This window comes from Lactococcus cremoris subsp. cremoris KW2, assembly GCF_000468955.1.
In the GTDB taxonomy this organism is placed as follows: domain Bacteria; phylum Bacillota; class Bacilli; order Lactobacillales; family Streptococcaceae; genus Lactococcus; species Lactococcus cremoris.
Genome location: NC_022369.1, coordinates 1,734,023 through 1,752,485 on the forward strand (window position 1 = coordinate 1,734,023; position 18,463 = coordinate 1,752,485).

15 protein-coding genes and 1 pseudogene are annotated in these 18,463 nt (G+C 36.0%); 3 read left to right on the forward strand and 13 right to left on the reverse strand.

Going from position 1 to position 18,463, the window contains the following annotated elements:
- Positions 1-57 precede the first annotated feature (57 nt).
- The 8 genes from KW2_RS08180 to KW2_RS08215 all read right to left on the reverse strand — a co-directional run bounded on the left by KW2_RS08180 (position 58) and on the right by KW2_RS08215 (position 11,820).
- Positions 58-726 carry a response regulator transcription factor gene (locus tag KW2_RS08180; protein ID WP_011834734.1) on the reverse strand — a complete coding sequence of 223 codons (669 nt, stop codon included), beginning with the start codon at positions 724-726 and terminating at the stop codon, positions 58-60.
- Between the two features lie 177 nt (positions 727-903).
- Positions 904-1,878: a LacI family DNA-binding transcriptional regulator gene (locus tag KW2_RS08185; RefSeq protein WP_011834733.1), complete on the reverse strand. Its 975-nt coding sequence runs from the start codon at positions 1,876-1,878 to the stop codon at positions 904-906.
- A gap of 151 nt (positions 1,879-2,029) precedes the next feature.
- Positions 2,030-4,285 (reverse strand): glycoside hydrolase family 65 protein, encoded by a 2,256-nt coding sequence (locus KW2_RS08190; protein WP_021037615.1) that lies wholly within the window; start codon positions 4,283-4,285, stop codon positions 2,030-2,032.
- Positions 4,286-4,307: 22 nt separating this feature from the next.
- Positions 4,308-5,933: an alpha-glucosidase gene (locus KW2_RS08195; protein WP_021037616.1), complete on the reverse strand. Its 1,626-nt coding sequence runs from the start codon at positions 5,931-5,933 to the stop codon at positions 4,308-4,310.
- A gap of 42 nt (positions 5,934-5,975) precedes the next feature.
- On the reverse strand, positions 5,976-7,550 hold the full coding sequence (locus tag KW2_RS08200) for an alpha-amylase family glycosyl hydrolase (RefSeq protein WP_021037617.1): 1,575 nt from the start codon (positions 7,548-7,550) through the stop codon (positions 5,976-5,978).
- Positions 7,540-8,145, reverse strand: coding sequence for a sugar O-acetyltransferase (locus KW2_RS08205; protein WP_021037618.1), 606 nt, complete (start codon positions 8,143-8,145; stop codon positions 7,540-7,542). The genes KW2_RS08200 and KW2_RS08205 overlap by 11 nt, the downstream gene beginning before the upstream one ends.
- 26 nt (positions 8,146-8,171) lie before the next feature.
- Positions 8,172-9,767: a glycoside hydrolase family 13 protein gene (locus KW2_RS08210; protein ID WP_021037619.1), complete on the reverse strand. Its 1,596-nt coding sequence runs from the start codon at positions 9,765-9,767 to the stop codon at positions 8,172-8,174.
- A gap of 298 nt (positions 9,768-10,065) precedes the next feature.
- On the reverse strand, positions 10,066-11,820 hold the full coding sequence (locus tag KW2_RS08215; protein ID WP_021037620.1) for a glycoside hydrolase family 13 protein: 1,755 nt from the start codon (positions 11,818-11,820) through the stop codon (positions 10,066-10,068).
- A 372-nt stretch (positions 11,821-12,192) separates the two neighbouring features.
- On the opposite strand from KW2_RS08215, the gene KW2_RS08220 reads away from it, so the two are divergent.
- The 3 genes from KW2_RS08220 (at position 12,193) to KW2_RS08230 (ending at position 15,755) form a co-directional block, all read left to right on the forward strand.
- A complete protein-coding gene (locus KW2_RS08220) occupies positions 12,193-13,422 on the forward strand; it encodes an extracellular solute-binding protein (RefSeq protein ID WP_011834726.1) in 1,230 nt (409 codons plus the stop codon).
- A gap of 78 nt (positions 13,423-13,500) precedes the next feature.
- Entirely contained in the window at positions 13,501-14,883 is a 1,383-nt protein-coding gene (locus KW2_RS08225; RefSeq protein WP_021037621.1) for a carbohydrate ABC transporter permease, read from the forward strand.
- Between the two features lie 5 nt (positions 14,884-14,888).
- Complete coding sequence (locus KW2_RS08230; RefSeq protein WP_011834724.1) at positions 14,889-15,755, forward strand: sugar ABC transporter permease; 867 nt, start codon at positions 14,889-14,891, stop codon at positions 15,753-15,755.
- A gap of 96 nt (positions 15,756-15,851) precedes the next feature.
- Here KW2_RS08230 and KW2_RS08235 read toward each other — a convergent pair whose 3' ends face one another.
- From KW2_RS08235 to KW2_RS12365, 5 genes and pseudogenes are all read right to left on the reverse strand, one after another.
- Entirely contained in the window at positions 15,852-16,112 is a 261-nt protein-coding gene (locus KW2_RS08235) for a hypothetical protein (protein ID WP_021037622.1), read from the reverse strand.
- A gap of 2 nt (positions 16,113-16,114) precedes the next feature.
- Positions 16,115-16,432: a hypothetical protein gene (locus KW2_RS08240; protein WP_021037623.1), complete on the reverse strand. Its 318-nt coding sequence runs from the start codon at positions 16,430-16,432 to the stop codon at positions 16,115-16,117.
- 12 nt (positions 16,433-16,444) lie between these two features.
- Complete coding sequence (locus KW2_RS08245; RefSeq protein WP_021037624.1) at positions 16,445-17,662, reverse strand: hypothetical protein; 1,218 nt, start codon at positions 17,660-17,662, stop codon at positions 16,445-16,447.
- Position 17,663: 1 nt separating this feature from the next.
- Complete coding sequence (locus KW2_RS08250) at positions 17,664-18,089, reverse strand: hypothetical protein (RefSeq protein WP_021037625.1); 426 nt, start codon at positions 18,087-18,089, stop codon at positions 17,664-17,666.
- A 1-nt stretch (position 18,090) separates the two neighbouring features.
- Positions 18,091-18,412, reverse strand: a pseudogene (locus KW2_RS12365) (WXG100 family type VII secretion target).
- Positions 18,413-18,463 lie beyond the last annotated feature (51 nt).

The following is an 18,463-nucleotide window of genomic DNA, read 5'->3' on the forward strand; positions in this document are numbered from 1 at the left end:
GTCACAGTTTTAGTTTATAGATAAGTTTTTATAAATCCATAAGCTGTCAGTAAAATTTTATCTCAAGATATAGCCAACATTTCGCAAAGTTGAAAGATTATTGACAAATTCTGTATCTTTCAATTTTTTCCGGATTTTACTCATATAAACCTCAACAACCGTCACAGTTGTGTCACTATCATAACCCCAAATCCGGTCAAAAATCTGCTCTTTTGGCAAAATAACATTTTGGTTTTGCATTAAATAAACGACTAAATCAAACTCTTTACCAATTAAATCAACAGGTTGGTCATCAACTAAAGTTGATTTATTTGATAAATTCAAACGAATATTTCCATAAGACAAACCATTGGAATCTTCCAATTTCCCTGTCCGTTTTAAAAGTGCTTGAATTCGTGCTTTAAGTTCATCTAAATAGAAAGGTTTTGTTAAATAATCATCTGCCCCAATATCAAAACCATGCATTTTATCATCCAAAGATTCTTTGGCAGTCATAATTAAGACAGGTGTATCCACATTTTGTTCACGGAGTTCTTTTAAGACTTCAAAACCATTTTTTTCTGGAAGCATCAAATCAAGCAAAATCAAATCATAAATTCCCAATTCTGCTTCGTAGAGTCCTTCAACTCCATCATAAACTTGTTTCACTTGTGCAAAAGATTTTAAGAAATCGTAAACAGATTTAGAGAGTGATAAATCGTCCTCCACTAATAAAATTTTAATCATTGAATCCATCCCTTTTCACATTTTTTAAGGCAAATAATTTATAAATTATTTTTGGTTAAATTGGCTGAAAAGTCAATAAAACCGCGCCCATTCCTTTCTATTATTTTACACTATTATCATATTTTTGTCTTGTACTAGGCTTAACCCTATCTTAAACAAAACTAAAAAAGCTAGAACTCAAATTCTAGCTTTTGTTGATTCCCGAACAATTAATTCAAAAGGAATGATTGTTTTTTCTGGTAAGTTTTCTTTATTATCTCGTAAATCTAAAATTTTCTTGATGGCACTTGCCCCCAATTGTTCAATATGAATATCAAAGGTTGTGAGATAAGGGTGAATCATTGCCCCAAAAATGGAATTGTTGTAAGTAATGAGACTTACATCTTCTGGAACATTTAGTCCTTGACTTCGTAAACGCTCCACCACTTTTAAAGATAGGACATCATCCATAACCACTAATGCTGTTTCATTTCTTAGTGAAAAATTACTATCCATGAATAATAAATCGTGGCTGAGACCTAATCTTTCAGCTTCATCTTTAAAGCCTTGATAACGCTCTTCAAAAACTTCTGTTTCTTTCGTATCTGTTACAAATGAGATATTCTGATGATTTAATTGGGCTAAAAGTCGAACAGCTTCACGCCCAAGGAGCATATTATCATTATCCACATGTGTAATTTCATTTTTACCTTCTGTTGGCGTTCCTACTAGAACAAAAGGAACCTTATTTTCTAAAAGATAATCTCGAACTTCATCACTTTTTCCAGCATAAAGCACAATGAATCCATCAACCCGTTTTTCGGAAAATTGAAGTTCAACTTGCTTCTTTAATTCTCCGACCGAATGTCCCGTCGCGATAGCAATCGACACATCATAATCCCGAGCGGTTTCATTGATTGAGGTCAAAATTTTCATAAAGAAAGGTTGACTTGCTTTGTCGGCGACTGGGGGAAAGACAACTCCAATGGTATTTGTTTTTCCGGAAGCCAGAATCTGAGCCGCTGCATTACGACGATAACCCAATTCATGCATAGCTTTGCGAACTTTTACTTTCGTTTTATCCGAAATTTCTGAACTGTCTTTAATGACTCGACTTACCGTGGAAGCATTGACTCCAGCTTTTTTTGCAACATCTTTAATTGTAACTGCCATATTTTCACTTGAAACTAGCCGAAGCTAGCTCAACTCAGCGCTCCTTTCTCTATTCTTTTTTGAATCTTTCAAATTTTATTTTGCCAAATTTTAGACTAATTTTCAACTATTTTTTAGATTTTTGATAAAAAAGTCATCTAAAGCAATCAAATTACCTTGTTTTTGTAATATAAGAATCACTCAATTCTACAGTTTCACCATAAATCTTAAGACTTAAAGCTTGTCCACGCAATAATTCAATTTTTACTTCTTGACCGACTGAAATTTTCAATAAGCGTCCACGATAGTTAATGTGGAAGGCATATCCTGTCCATGCTTGTGGTAAAAATGGTGCAAAACTCAATTGAGCCTCCCAAGTTTTCATTTGAGCAAATCCATGAACAATCGCCAACCAGGAACCTGTCATTGAAGTGATATGAAGTCCATCTTCTGTATCATTGTTATAATTATCCAAATCAAGACGAGCTGTCCGTTCATACATTTCAACTGCCTTATCTTCCATGCCAAGCTCTGCCGCCAAAATCGCATGAATTGAAGGAGAAAGTGAACTTTCATGAACAGTCAAAGGTTCATAAAAATCAAAATTGCGTTGTTTTTCAGCCATTGAAAATTGATTGCCAAAGAAATAAATTCCTTGAAGAACATCTGCTTGTTTAATATATGGACTACGTAATACTTTATCCCAAGACCAGTTTTGGTTCAATGGAAGATTTTTAGGGTCAAGTTGGGCCACTGGCGTTAAATCTTTATCTAAATAACCATCATGTTGGACAAAAATTCCTAATTCTTTATCTTCTGGATAATACATTTTATCCACAATTTCGCCCCAATGAGCAACTTCTTCGCTTGAAATCAAATCCGTACGAGGATATTTTTCCAAACTTTCAGCAGTATAAGTCAAAACCCAAGCTGCCAATTTATTAGTGTACCAGTTATTATTGATATTATTTTCATATTCATTTGGTCCTGTGACTCCATGAATCATATATTTATCATTTCGTTGGCTATAATGCACACGGTCTGCCCAGAAACGAGCAATTTCAACTAGAACTTCTAAACCTTCTTGAGCTAGATAAGTTTCATCTCCTGTATAGTTAGTGTAGTTGTAAATCGCATATGCCATGGCTCCATTACGGTGGATTTCTTCAAAAGTAATTTCCCATTCGTTGTGACATTCGACACCTGTAAATGTAACCATTGGATACAAGGCACCTTTAAGGCCTTGTTGGCGGGCATTATGTTGTGCTTGTGGAAGTTGATTGTGACGATATTTCAAAAGATTTTTTGCTACTTTTTCATCAGAAAGTGCCAAGTATAAAGGAACAGCATAGGCTTCCGTATCCCAATAAGTTGCTCCACCGTATTTTTCTCCAGTAAATCCTTTAGGACCGATGTTTAAGCGTTCATCTTCGCCGTAATAGGTTGAGAAAAGTTGGAATAGATTAAATCGAATTCCTTGTTGAGCTTCTGCTGAACCATCAATTTGTACGTCTGCAATTTCCCAACGTTTAGCCCAAGCTTCTTCTTGTTCTTTATAAAACTCATTATAAGTTTTCTTTGAAATTTCAAGCGTTAAATTTGAGAGAACTTTTGTTAAATTTGACGGTTTAATATCGCGACTCGTGACAACTAAAACATTTTTGATAAAAGTAAGTGGGGCATTTTCTACTAATTTTGCTTCATAAACATCTAAAACTGAAGATTCTCTCGTTTCTTGCTTTACTCGAGCAAAATCACCTGCAAAGCTTTGTTTAGCTGCTACAGTAAATTGTTCAACGCCAAAAGGATTTGGGATAGTTTCAGTTACGATAAATGACCCTGTTGCTGTATTATCAAGATTCTTCACTGTCCAAAATTTTTCATCATAGTTAGAATCTTCATTACGAACATTTGCATCAATGACGGAGGCTGTCCGGATTTGATGTATTTCACCATCTAGACTTTCAAACATAAAAGCAAAAACTGCAAGTTCTTGTTGAGCAATTGAGAAAAAGCGTTCGGCAGTGACGCGCACCCCGTAAGCTACATAAGTATAAGTGAGTACACCTTTTTGCATATCAAGCGACAGATTAAAATCAGTCACGTGACTTGCTGCTAAATCCACTTCTTTGTCATCTATAAAAACTCTAACAGAAGCAAAATTCAATGCATTGATGGCTTTTCCAAAATACTCAGGGTAGCCATTTTTCCACCAACCTACACGCGTTTTGTCTGGAAACCAAACTCCTGCAATGTAAGTTCCTTGGTGACTATCCCCACTATAAGTTTCACTGAAATTTCCACGCATTCCCATGTAGCCGTTACCGATGGAAGTGAGTGATTCTTGCAACCGTCGGTCTTCTTTTTCAATCTGATTTGATGTGATTTTCCAAGGGTCAATGCCCATAATTCTTTTGATTTGTTTCATAATCTTTTTTTGTTCTCACCTTCTATTTTTTATAAACCCGATATTCCCAGGCTAACAGAACCATCTTTTCTTGAAATGGACTATTTGAGCTGCCCAGAACTTGTTGATAATTAATAGTTTCCCCATCAGCAAAATTGGCAATCTTTGAGAAATCCAAATGTGCTTTTTTATCAGCCAAATTGACAATAATTAAAAATTCATCTCGCTCGTAAACCAAAACTTGCGGGTGCCGTTTGAAATGAAAATGGATAGGGCCATCCGAGATTGCAGTTTCTTTATGCCGTAATTCAATTAAGTTTTTATAAAGTTCAATCAGTTCTTGGTTGGTTTGACGATTAATTTCAGAAAAGTTAGGATTTATTTCCATCCAAGGATGTCCCGTCGTAAATCCGGCATTTTCGGAATCATTCCACTGCAGAGGCGTCCGAGAATGTTCACGACTGTTTTTACTGACCTCTTCTAAAGCCTTTTTTTCTGATAATTTTGTCAATAATTGGTCATATTGTTTAATTATCTCATCAGACCTCAATTGCTTACTGTCAGTAAATGGGAAATTGCTCATGCCGAATTCCTGCCCTTGATAAATGAAAGGCGTCCCACGTAAAAGCATGTAAGATACCGCTAGTGCCTTGGCTGATTCTATTGAGCCATTGCCAAAAGTATCAATACTTCGCGGTTGGTCATGATTTTCGATATACAAAGCATTCCATCCTCGTGAAAGCAAATCTTCTTGCCAACGCATGATGACTTTTTTGTAGCCATAGGTATCTCCTTGACTCTGGTCATTGGCTTTTCTGACGTTATGCTCTAATTCAAAAATCATATTGATATAGCCAGATTCATCAGTCCAGTCTGGCGCTTCTGTGGATTGTACACCCGAAGCCTCACCAACTGTCAAAGCCCCATATTCATCAAATATCGCTTTTAACTCAGCCATGTAAGTTTCAATTCCAGCAACATTCATAAAAGGAATCCATGGACCATTACCCTTCCAAGATTTAATTTTATAAGACCAAGGCATCTTTTGAATATGAGAAATGGCGTCTAACCTAAATCCATCTATTCCCAAATCCAACCACCAACAAATCATTTTGTAAATTTCCTGACGAACTTTAGGATTTTTCCAGTTCAAATCAGGCTGCTCCTTGGCAAATACATGAAAATAGGCTTGTTTTGTTTTTTCATCATAAGCCCAAGTTGAGCCGCCAAAAAAGGAAATCCACTCATTTGGCATCTGATTAGGACTCGCATCTTCCCACAAATAGTAATCACGATAAGGATTATCTTTTGATTTTTGACTTTCTATGAACCAAGGATGCTGGTCTGAGGTGTGGTTAACCACCAAGTCCAACATTATTTTCAGGTCTAAATCATGCGCTTCTTTTAACAATGTTTGGAAATCATCAAGCGTTCCAAACATTTCATCAATGGCATAAAAATCAGAAATATCGTAGCCCCCATCAATTTGTGGACTCTTATAAATGGGATTAATCCAGAGAAAATCAACACCCAGTTCTCGCAAATAAGGTAATTTTTCAATTATTCCCTTAATATCTCCCAGCCCATCGCCATTGCTATCTTTGAAAGATTTTGGATAAATCTGATAACCGACCATCTTGTGAAAATCATTTGTTTTTGTTTTTTTCATAGTTTTACATTTTCATTTTTAAAGTCCCTAAACTGAACTTATTTATTTTTTCAAAATAACTGTACTGTAAGCTGGAATTGTCAATTTTCCATCAGTCAATGTCGCTTGGACTCCACCACCAGAAAGTTGGTCAGTAATTTTTTTGCCGACAACTCCTTTCGGGAGTTTCACTGTCATACTTTCTTTATCTGAAAAATTATTGACAATGGTCAAATCCTTTCCATAATTAATGACAGACAAGCTATCTTTACTGACAGAAATATTTTTCAGCCTGGCAGTCGCAATCTCAGGATATTTTGCTTTGACTCGCAAGATTTTTTTGTACCAATTAAGTAGCGAATTTGGATTGGCTTCTTGCTGAGCCACCGAACCTCCGTCAGTTGTGGCAGTTTCAGTCGCACCAGGAACCGCAACATTTGCCTTAGGCGAATTTGCTCCATCAGCCGACCATTGCATTGGCAAACGTTTGTTTTGGTCAATACCAGAACCTGTCAGCCCCAATTCTTCGCCGTAGTAAATAAATGGATTTCCCGGCATCAAAAGGTAAGTTTGAGCAGCCATTTTTTGCATGGCTAAAGAGCTTAAAAGCGTAGCTGACCGATCTGTGTCATGATTACTCAAAAAAGGAGCGTCAATGGCTTTCGGGTTGTCAGCATGAATTTCTTGGTCCCAAGCTTCGATTTGCTGACCAAATAAAGAACCCTCACCTAAGACTAAAGCCGAATTAATTGGACTTGAACTTGATTGCAAAGCATTTGGAAAGTCAAATAAAGAATCAATACCTGACTGATAAATATCATCAATTGCCGAAGCCGTTGAAAAAACTTCACCCACTAAATAAGCTTTTGGATTTTGCTTTTTGACCGTATCTGTCAGCCATTTGGTAAAGGCCGTCGTTTTTTTATCATCATTTGAGAAATAAAAACCGACAGCGTCCAAACGAAAACCAGAAACACCTTTGTCTAACCAAAATTTCGTAATTTTTACAATTTCTTTTTTGACCTCAGGATTGGCAAGATTGAGGTCTGGCATTGATTTATCAAACTCTGACTCATAGTATTTTCCATTGCTAGCTAGACTGTAACCCTCTTTTGCTGTGTCCGACCAATTATAATAAGCCATATATTTCTTGTCGCCAGCTAGTGCTTTTTGAAACCAGACATTGTCAGTTGCCGTGTGGTTAAATGGCATGTCCAAAATCACAGCAATTCCTCTTTTTTTAGCTTGAGCAATCAGATTTTCAAAATCAGTCATTGTGCCAAACTTAGGATTAATTTCTTCGTAATTGCTGACATCATAGCCATGATAGCTTGGACTAGCAAAGATTGGGGTCATCCAAAGTCCTTGCACTTTCAAATCTGTTGTAGAATTTTTATTCCCCGTATTGAGATAATCTAAATGTTGCGTGACCCCATTTAAATCACCTTCGCCATCATGATTTGAATCGGCAAATGAACTCGTAAATATTTCATAAAAATTACGATACAAACTCGTATCAACCTTTTGGCTGACAGCCGCTTTTTTTACTGATGAATCTTTTGAATTTGCTTTTTGACAAGCACTTAAAGCACACGTCGCCAGTAAAGTTACTGACAGAAGTAAAAGCTTATTTTTCATAATATTCGTTCTCTTTTTTTTCCCAGTAAAGTCGGTCAGAATCAGTAATTTCGCGGAGAATTCGTGCTGGATTACCTACTGCAATCACATTTGCTGGCAAATTTTTTGTCACTACCGTTCCCGAGCCCACAATTGTATTTTCGCCAATCGTAACGCCCGGATTAACAATCACTCCTGCACCGAGCCAAACTCGGTCGCCAATCGTTATTGCTTTTCCATATTCTAGTCCACGCTGTCGAACTCCGGCATCAATTGGATGAGAAGCCGTAATCAGACTGACACGAGGTCCAAACATCACATCATCGCCAATCGTAATCGGAGCAACATCCAGAAAGATACAGTCCATATTGGCATAAAAGCGTTGACCAATTCTTGTATTTTTCCCATAGTCGATGTAAAGCGGCGGATTTACAAATATCTCATCGCCAGTTTGACCAAAAAGTTCTTTTTCAAGTGCCACAATTTTTTCTATATCAAGCAGATTGAGTTGATTAATTTTTTGATTTAATGCTCGATTTTTATCAGGTTTATATTCTGGTTCAACTTTACTTGCTTTGTAGAGTTTGCCAGCAACCATTTTCTTAAATTCGCTCATTTTCACCTCACCCTTCTGGGCTTTAACTATTCAACTTCACAAGCAAATGCTTCCCAAGCTTTTAATTTAATTTGAGAAATTTCAGGCAGGAAATTTTCATTGTGAATCAATAAGTCACGACAGACAAATCCTGTTTTAAATTGATTTTCTTCATCAGATAAATTGGCAACGACCAAGTATTTTTTCCCCTGATAAGTCCGCAAATAAGTAAAAACATCATCCTCAGAATCAATCAACTTGAAGTCCCCATAAATAACCCAATCATGTTGTTTACGAAGTTCAATCAACTTTTGATAAGTATAAAAAATAGAATCAGGATCACTCATGGCTTGGTCAGCATTAATTTCTTCATGATTAGGATTGACAGCCAGCCAAGGTTTCCCATCAGTAAAACCTGCATTTTCTCCAGCCGTCCATTGCATCGGTGTTCTTGCATTATCACGGCCAACACGACGAATTGAATCCATGATTTCATTTTCAGAATGACCAGCAGCTAAGCGTTCAGCAAACATATTCCGTGACTCAATATCATTGACTTCTTCAATTGATTCAAAAGGATAATTCGTCATACCAAGTTCTTCACCTTGATAAATATAAGGCGTTCCTTTCATCAAATGCAATAAAATCGCAAAAGCTTTGGCTGATTTCAAACGATATTTTCCATCATTTCCCCAATTTGAGACAATCCGTGGTAAATCATGATTATTCCAAAAAAGTGAATTCCAACCTTTTTCTAAAGCTTGCCATTTGGCTAAAATTTCTTTAAGTTTTGAAACTGAAAATTCCTTTTTATCCCATTTTTCACCCTCATCAAGATAAGCATTTGTGATGTGTTCAAATTGGAAAACCATTGATAACTCTTGACGTTTAGGGTCAGAATAAAGTTCCGCAATCTCTGGTGTTGCTCCCCAAGTTTCACCCACAGTCAACAAATTTTTCTGACCAAAAGTTGCCTGATTCATTTCATGCAAATACTCATGTAATTTAGGCCCATTTCCTGTGATTTCTTGGTCAATTTCTTTCCCAATCAAATCAATCACATCCATGCGAAAACCGCCGATTCCCTTATCAATCCAGAAATTCATCATGTCATAAACTTCTTGATGAACCTGAGGATTTTCCCAGTTTAAATCTGGCTGACGCTTGCTAAAAAGATGAAGGAAATATTGACCTGTCTCCTCGTCAAATTCCCAAGCAGAACCAGAAAAGGTAGATTGCAAACCATTGGGTTCATCAGCCCAAATATAATAATCACGATAATCATTATCTTTTGATTTTCTAGCTTCCACAAACCACTTATGTTCATCGGAAGTATGATTAACTACCAAATCCATAACAATTTGAATGTTTCGCTTTTTAGCTTCCAAGAGCAATTCATCCATGTCCGCCATCGTTCCAAAAACATCAGCAATTGCTTGATAATCAGAAATATCATAACCATTATCATCCATTGGCGATTGATAAACTGGACTCAACCAAATGGCACCAATTCCAAGTTTTTCAAGATAATCTAATTTAGAGATAATTCCTTGCAAATCACCAACACCATCACCATTAGCATCCATAAAAGAACGAGGATAAATCTGATAAACGACTGTTTTTTGCCACCAATTTTTTTTCATATTTCACTACTCCATTAAGATGTGAGTCCGACTGTTCATATCCGTAGAAAATAAGGAAATCACGTAAAGAAACGAAGTTCCTTGGAGAGATTTATCTATTTTCCTAGGATATAGGAGGACGAACTCAATTAAATTTTACTGACAACTTTATCAGTTGATAACCGTCAGTAAAATACTCACTAAACCAACGATTCTGTCAGCAATTTTCACTGACAAAACTATCAGCAAAGCCGATAGTTTCTTTATTCACCGATTCAATGACTCCCCTCGGTTGCATTGAACTGACAGAACTCATTTTCTATTTATAGATTACAAAACCATATTGTAAAATATTATTTTGATCAACCAAATTAGAGAAAACCACTTCATCAGCCGAAAAATAAGCCGGTTTTTCACCAATATTGAAAATAGCTTTCAAAGTTCCACGTTCAAATTTCACAATGCCATTTTCTGAATCTACGATTTTCCATTCTACTTCTGAATCACTTAAAATTTCTTGATATTGCTTGCGCAACTCAATCAGATTTTTAAAGAATTCAAACATCTCTAAATCTTGATTTTTTTCATCCCAAGGCATACACTTGCGACACTCAGGATCCATTCCACCAGTCACTGCATACTCATCTCCATAATAAATACAAGGCACACCTGGTTGCATGAAGGTGAACGTTTCCACCAATTTCATCAGGTTTTTATTATTTTTAGCAACAGTCAAAATTCTTGGGGTATCATGAGAATCTAAAACATTAAACATCATTTGATTGACTTGCTTACGATATAATGTAAGTTGCGTATTAATATTAGAGACCATTTGTTCTAAAGAAATTTTCTTAGTAATCAAACCATCTTTAATCGCATCGGTATAGGCATAATTCATAACAGCAGAGAATTCGTCGCCAACTAACCAAGGTTGAGCAGAGTGCCAAACTTCCCCTAAAATATAAAAATCATCTTTTGCCGCGTCACAAGTTGTGCGGAATTTTTTCCAGAAAGTATGGTCTACTTCATCCGCCACATCCAAACGCCAAGCATCAATATCAAACTCAGAAATCCAATAATCAGCTACTTTTAAAAGATATGCTTCAACTTCAGGATTAGCAGTATTGAGTTTTGGCATGTGTGGAGTAAAGGCAAAAGTATCATAAGTTGCATTTTCCGCATTTTCAAAATCATCAGTTGGTGTGTAAGTTGCTGGCCAGCTATTAACATGGAACCAATCCGCAAATTTTGATTTTTCTTGATTTTTCAAAACATCTTGCCATTGAGCAGAAGTGTCACCAATATGGTTAAAGACTGCATCTAACATGACTTTAATACCACGCGCATGTGCTTCTTTCACCAAAGTTTTAAACAATTCCTTATCCCCAAATTGCTTGTCAATTTCCATATAATCTTCTGTATCATATTTATGATTAGAAAAAGCTTGGAAAATAGGGGTAAAGTAAATACCATTCACACCAAGTTCAGTCAAATGTTCCAGATGATCAATCACCCCTTGCAAATCTCCCCCATAAAAATCTTGACGGTCGGGAACATCTTGGGGATTCCAAGCTTTCGTTCCTTCAGGGTCATTGCTTGTATCGCCATTGGCAAAGCGTTCAGGGAAAATTTGATACCAAACTGTTTCTTTGACCCATTCAGGTGCTTTAAATCGGTCACTTTCATGGAAATATGGCAAACGAAAAGCTCCATATTTTTGAGTTACCAAGGCTTCATCATAATCAAACATTCCTTGGTCAGTATAAACTACTTTTTCTCCATCCAAACCAGTGATGACGAATAAGTAATCCACACGTTTTGTTGCAACAGTAATTTCGGCCTCAAAATAATCGCTAATATTAGTAGAAAGATACTTTTTCATCTCTACTTTTTGACTAGCCCAGTACTGTGTATCAGGCTTATCTTGGCCTTCCCACGAATAAGGGTCTCCATAAAATAATTCGACTTTTTCCACATCAGACTTTTGTGTTTGAAGACGAACATGCATCAGATTTTTTGCATAAAGATAAGCAAACTCTGATTCAGGACGATGATAAATTGCGGCTTTGTTCATAATAGAACCTCCAAATTTTTTTGATGGCTGTACTGTCTCAAACTATTCTCAATTAATCTCACGGACAGTGAAAAGTCAGTCCATTTATACTCACTTTTCGATAGTGTCATTTCCACCACATCTGGAGAAGATAAATCTCACATTAACCATATTTTATCATAACGCTTTCATTGACGCAACCGTTTGCGAATGTTTTTGCATTTTATTTTTTAAAGGGCTCTATTTACCCGTCTAAAGAATACGCTCAACAGTCGGTATAAACCAATTTTCAAGTAATCAAAATGTAATATTTTTTTCCTTGACAAAAAGCAAACGGTTGCGTAAAATGAGGAGTGTATAAAATAAACCGTTTTCATTAGGAGGAAACACAAAATGAAATCATGGAAAAAAGTTGCTCTTGGTGGAGCATCCGTACTCGCCCTCGCAACCCTCGCAGCTTGCGGTTCATCAGCAAGTTCTAACAAATCATCATCCTCTTCTAGCTCAGACAGCATTAAAGGAACAGTTCGTGTCTATGTAGATACACAACAAAAAGCAACATACACAGACGTTGCTAAAGGATTAACTTCAAAATATCCAGACCTTAAAGTTCAAATTATTGCCAATGCTTCTGGTTCAGCAAATGCTAAAACTGACATCGCAAAAGATCCATCTAAATATGCTGACGTCTTCGCTGTACCAAATGATCAACTTGGTGATATGGCAGATAAAGGATTTATCAGCCCAGTTGCAACTAAATTTGCTGACGAAATCAAAAATGATAACTCTAAAATTACTGTTGCTGGTGTAACTTATAAAGATAAAGTTTATGCTTTCCCTAAATCAACTGAAGCACAAGTTCTTTTCTATAACAAATCAAAATTATCAGCTGATGACGTAAAATCTTGGGATACAATGACATCAAAAGCTGTATTTGCAACTGACTTTACTAATGCCTATAACTTCTATCCTGTCTTCTTCTCTGCTGGAACACAACTCTTTGGTGCTTCTGGTGAAGATGTAACTGGTACAAACGTTGCTTCTGATAAAGGTGTGACTGCAATGAAATGGTTTGCTGACCAAAAAGCAAATAAAAATGTCATGCAAACTTCAAATGCTTTGAACCAACTTCAATCTGGAAAAGCTGATGCAATTATAGACGGACCTTGGGATACTGCAAATATCAAAAAGATTTTAGGCGATAATTTTGCAGTTGCTCCTTACCCTACAATTACACTCAACGGAGAACAAAAACAATTAGAAGCCTTCCAAGGAATCAAAGGTTTTGCAGTAAATTCAGCAACTAAAGACCAAGCTGCTTCTCAAACTGTTGCTCAATATTTGACGACTAAAGCAGCTCAATTGAAACTCTTCAATTCTCAAGGAGATGTTCCAACTAATCTTGATGCACAAAAAGACGACGCTGTTAAAAGTTCTGATGCCACTAAAGCTGTAATTACAATGGCAAAAGAAGGAAATTCTGTTGTAATGCCTAAACTTCCACAAATGGCAACTTTCTGGAACAATGCTGCTCCACTTATCAATGGTGCTTACACTGGTTCAATCAAAGCAACTGACTATCAAGCTCAATTACAAAAATTCCAAGATTCTATCTCAAAATAAGAGCTAATCTAATGGTTATATGTGAATAAGAGGTTGGGCTCCTTCAGCCTGACCTCTTAATTTATAAAAGGAAATATTATGACTAAAAAGAAAAAAAGAAAACAAACCGAAAGTAATGTTTCTCCTGAAGAAAAATCTATTAAACTACGTGAAGTTTTCCAAAAAGGTAATACCATTACAAAATTAACTTTCTTCGTGATGGGCCTGAATCAAATAAAAAACAAACAGTGGGTAAAAGGATTTACTTTCTTAATTCTTGAAATTGCATTTATTGGTTGGCTTCTTTTCTCTGGACTTAGTGCGTTTTCTCTTTTGAGCAGCTTAGGTCCAAATAAAACACTTAAAGAAACAACAGACGCCAATGGCTTTCCAGTTATTATTCAACCTGATCACTCTGTTTTGATTTTACTTTGGGGACTCATTGCTTGTCTTGTCGTTGTTCTCTTTATTTTACTTTACTGGTTCAACTATCGTTCAAACAAACATCTCTACTATTTAGAGCGGGAAGGCAAACATATTCCTACGAATAGAGAAGAACTTGCATCCCTACTTGATGAAAAACTCTATGCGACATTAATGGCTGTTCCTTTAATTGGAGTTCTAGCTTTCACTGTTTTGCCTACTGTTTACATGATTTCGATGGCTTTCACAAATTATGATCGTCTACATGCTACTGCTTTCTCATGGACCGGTTTTCAAGCCTTTGGTAATGTCTTAACCGGGGATTTAGCGGGAACATTCTTCCCCGTTCTTGGTTGGACATTAGTATGGGCAATTGTAGCAACAGCAACAACATTTCTCGGTGGTGTTTTACTTGCCTTACTCATTGAGTCAACTGGAATTAAATTTAAAGGATTCTGGAGAACAGTTTTTGTTATCGTCTTTGCCGTTCCACAATTTGTAACCCTATTAATGATGGCACAATTTTTGGACCAACAAGGAGCTTTTAATGGAATTTTGATGAATCTTCATCTAATTTCTAATCCAATCAACTTTATTGGTGCGGCTTCTGACCCAATGGTTGCAAGAATCACTGTTATATTTGTTAATATGTGGATTGGTATCCCTGTTTCAATGCTTGTATCTACAGCAATTATCCAAAACCTTCCCCAAGACCAAATCGAAGCTGCACGTATTGATGGAGCAAATAGTTTAAATATCTTCCGTTCTATCACTTTTCCTCAGATTCTCTTTGTTATGACTCCTGCATTGATTCAACAATTTATTGGTAACATCAATAACTTCAATGTTATTTATCTACTAACGCAAGGTTGGCCAATGAATCCAAACTACCAAGGAGCAGGTTCAACCGACCTTCTTGTTACTTGGCTCTACAACCTCGTCTTTGGTCAAACTCAACGTTACAACGCTGCCGCTGTTCTTGGTATCTTGATTTTCATTGTTAATGCATCTATTTCATTAGTAGCATACCGTCGTACCAATGCATTTAAGGAGGGCTAATTGAAATGAAATCTTATAAAACGCAACGCCGTATCTCGCTAACATTGAGATATATTCTACTCGCTCTCTTAGCTATTGTATGGATTTTCCCAATTATTTGGATTGTCTTAGCCAGTCTGACACAAAATAATACAGGTTTTGTCTCAACAATCATTCCAAAAACATTTACCTTTGAGAATTACATTCAACTTTTCCAAAATAAAAGTGGTAGTTTCCCATTCGTTTCATGGATTATTAACACCTTTATCGTAGCGGTTATCTCTGCTACACTTTCTACCTTTATTACGATTATCATGTCGTACACGCTATCTCGTTTACGTTTTGCTTTCCGTAAACCATTCTTGCAAATCGCCCTCGTTCTTGGAATGTTTCCAGGGTTCATGTCAATGATTGCTCTTTACTATATTTTAAAAGCAATGAACATGTTAAATCTCGGTGGTTTGATACTGGTTTATGTAGGTGGAGCTGGCTTAGGTTTCTATATTGCTAAAGGTTTCTTTGATACCATTCCACGTTCAATTGACGAGGCTGCAACAATTGATGGGGCAAACAAATGGCAAGTTTTCACGCACATCACCCTGCCACTTTCACGTCCAATCATTGTTTATACCGCTTTAATGGCATTCATTGCTCCATGGACAGACTTCATCTTTTCTGGAATCATTTTAGGAAATAACCAAGCTCATCCAGAAACCTTTACAATTGCCTATGGTTTGTATAGCATGGTTCACTCTCAAAAAGGAGCTGCCACAGCCTTCTTCACACAATTTATCGCAGGCTGTGTCATCATCGCCATCCCGATCACAATCCTATTTGTCATCATGCAAAAATTCTATGTCAATGGAATCACAGCTGGTGCGGATAAAGGATAAATATTGACCTCTTCATAGAATCTATAATTAAAAAAAAGCAGACTATTAATAGTCTGCTTTTTTTTCACCGTCGTAATTATGATTTGTATCAGTATTTCAAATATTATCTAACATCCGTTTTTGCTCTTCAAAAATTTCCGTTAATTTATCACTAAACTTTCCTTTAATTGCTTCTTTAAGTTCTGCTGAATTTTTAGAAATAGAATTTTTAGCTGTTTCTGATTCTAATTTTGCACTTTTTTGTCGCTTTTCTCGTTGTTTATAGCTACTGACAGTTCCTGTCTTTCCTAAAGTTTGAATTTGAATTTTTTGTAATTCTTTTTGTGCTTTTTTAATCAACTGATCTACAATATCCATTCTTACCTCTTTTCTTGTAACTGTCTAAATTGTCGGTTATACTCCAGTTCAGATTGTTCAATTTTATTTTGAACCGTTCTTTTTTCAGTTTCAAACGCTTCTGCCATTTCTTGTGAGAATTGATTCAATCGATAACGAGAAAAATCATAAGCTTCAGAAACGTCACCATCTACTTCTTGCAGCATACGATCAATTTCATTCGTTGCTTGCTCAATCAAAGTGTTAACTGACCGTTCTCCCCCTCTTAGTTCATCTTCCTGCTCTTCCAACTGCGCTCTTTGATAACGATAATCACTTAATAATTCTTCCTCAGTAAGCAAAATTTATTCCCCTTATCCTTTGAGTTGCTGAGCTAATTCACTATCTCGAGCAACTAATTCTGATATTTTACCTTTAATTTCACCCTCAATATTTTTAAATTTATCACTCATTTTTCTCACTTTATCAATTTTATTCTGATACTGCCCAGTCGGAAAACCAACAATATTCTCATGAGTAAATCCAACCATTTCAAGTGCTTCATGAATCTCCAAATTTTCAAGAAGATTTCCCATACTTCGAGCCTTATTTACCGTCTTATTCCACAATTTTTCTGATTCTTTAATTCCATCTTGATAGTTTTTCATGACATTACTCATTGCCAGCTCAAATTCAGAACTAGCCGTTGAAACAATGGCAAGAGCCTGTGCATCATTTAAATAAATTTTTTCACTAGATGAAAGACCACCTCCACTAGCTGTAAATCGTGTACGCAGGTCACTTAGCAACGACATTTGAACTTCAAACTGTTTCCCCATTCCTTCAATACTTTTTTCAACATCAACATTTTTAGGAAGTTTATAAACATGTCCCTTTTCATCAATAAGATTTCCCTTACTATCAAAATTCCACGAAGATAAATCATGACTACTTCCATCAATCCATACAATTGTCCCTAAATCATCCCCAACCATATTAGCATCTAAATATCTAACCGTATCATCATTAGTATGACGGAAGTTAACGAACATTTCGCGGTGCGATTCTATATAGTCTCGTTCTGCTTTAGTTAAATCTGCATATCTAAACCAGCCGTTAAAAACGGTTGTTGGAATATGAGCTTCAGCCCCAACTTTTAGCATATAGCCTCCTTGACTATAGCCTGTTAATTGAGTAACAGTATACTTTTCTTGAACTCGTTTCAAAAAAGCTTGAGCAGATGACAATTGGTCCGATTGAAAACCGACCCATTCATCAAAAGCACTCGCAAGATTTTTCCAGTCTTTAGGATTTGTCCCAGCAGACACAATAATCACCTGATTAGGGTCACCTTCAGGAAAGTCTTTTGTAATAGGGGCAACCGCCATTCCACGATAGCTACCTCCAAATAATGAATTATCGCAATCTGTGGCTACAACTTGATATTGATTAAATTTCCCATTTACTTTAGCAGTAACAACATTCTCTTCTCCTGGCTTTGGATTATGAGATACTACGGTTTTACCAGGATAATTAGGGTCGACATTATAAACTTTATTATTAAATTGAACCAATTCTTTATTTGTTGTCATATTAAATTTCCTCATCCTTTCCATCTGTAAACCATGTTATAATTAAATCTTTTGTTTCACCTAATTGCCCACCTTTGCCCAAAAAACCATCCAAAGTACTATCAATATTTTTATTTTTTTCTGGAAAATCAACTTCTATGCTAAATTCATCGTTCGCAGTCAGAATACTAGCAGAAACGCTAGTATATCCCGTCATCTCATTTTTATATATTGTATTTTTATCAAATTTAATTGATCGTATATCTGCAAATGTATTTTTCATTTGTTTAGCTAATATTCTTTCTTGCGCAATACTGTAATCTGAAGTTTGTAACTCTACTTTTTCTTTTTCAGCTTTCTCGTTCATATAATATTTTCCTCCTGTAATTCCTACTCCAACCAGACCGACAACTAATAATGCTAAAATTAGCATTTTTCGTTTTTTCATTTCATTTTCCCTTACTAAAAAATTGACCTTTAAGGTTATTTCTCTTTAGAAACCAAAGCTTTGAAGCATCTTGTGCGTCAAGTTCCACAATGGTATTCGCATAATTATTAAGTTGTTGATTAATGCTCTCCAGTAATTCTATAAAATTACGAACGTTTTCTTCCAATTGATTGTATTGTCCAAAATAAGCTTGAAAAGCTTGCCTTGCCCTTGCTCCACAACCGTACTATTCATTGAGTTAACACGTTGAATAGCTTATTAAATTTGCTCTCTAGACTGACTTGTTGTTTTAGTTCTTCGGGTGTTACATAAAAATGTAACATTTTGTTATTTTTCTTTCGTTTTCGTGCTTTTATTTTACTGCTTTTTTACAA

Excerpts from the sequence above, each read along its gene's own strand:
- KW2_RS08250 (WP_021037625.1), bottom strand. The coding sequence starts at position 18,089 with ATGAAAAAACGAAAAATGCTAATTTTAGCATTATTAGTTGTCGGTCTG.
- KW2_RS08190 (WP_021037615.1), bottom strand. The coding sequence starts at position 4,285 with ATGAAACAAATCAAAAGAATTATGGGCATTGACCCTTGGAAAATCACA.
- KW2_RS08210 (WP_021037619.1), bottom strand. The coding sequence starts at position 9,767 with ATGAAAAAAAATTGGTGGCAAAAAACAGTCGTTTATCAGATTTATCCT.
- KW2_RS08205 (WP_021037618.1), bottom strand. The coding sequence starts at position 8,145 with ATGAGCGAATTTAAGAAAATGGTTGCTGGCAAACTCTACAAAGCAAGT.
- KW2_RS08200 (WP_021037617.1), bottom strand. The coding sequence starts at position 7,550 with ATGAAAAATAAGCTTTTACTTCTGTCAGTAACTTTACTGGCGACGTGT.
- KW2_RS08195 (WP_021037616.1), bottom strand. The coding sequence starts at position 5,933 with ATGAAAAAAACAAAAACAAATGATTTTCACAAGATGGTCGGTTATCAG.
- KW2_RS08245 (WP_021037624.1), bottom strand. The coding sequence starts at position 17,662 with ATGACAACAAATAAAGAATTGGTTCAATTTAATAATAAAGTTTATAAT.
- KW2_RS08225 (WP_021037621.1), top strand. The coding sequence starts at position 13,501 with ATGACTAAAAAGAAAAAAAGAAAACAAACCGAAAGTAATGTTTCTCCT.
- KW2_RS08235 (WP_021037622.1), bottom strand. The coding sequence starts at position 16,112 with ATGGATATTGTAGATCAGTTGATTAAAAAAGCACAAAAAGAATTACAA.
- KW2_RS08185 (WP_011834733.1), bottom strand. The coding sequence starts at position 1,878 with ATGGCAGTTACAATTAAAGATGTTGCAAAAAAAGCTGGAGTCAATGCT.
- KW2_RS08180 (WP_011834734.1), bottom strand. The coding sequence starts at position 726 with ATGATTAAAATTTTATTAGTGGAGGACGATTTATCACTCTCTAAATCT.
- KW2_RS08220 (WP_011834726.1), top strand. The coding sequence starts at position 12,193 with ATGAAATCATGGAAAAAAGTTGCTCTTGGTGGAGCATCCGTACTCGCC.
- KW2_RS08230 (WP_011834724.1), top strand. The coding sequence starts at position 14,889 with ATGAAATCTTATAAAACGCAACGCCGTATCTCGCTAACATTGAGATAT.
- KW2_RS08215 (WP_021037620.1), bottom strand. The coding sequence starts at position 11,820 with ATGAACAAAGCCGCAATTTATCATCGTCCTGAATCAGAGTTTGCTTAT.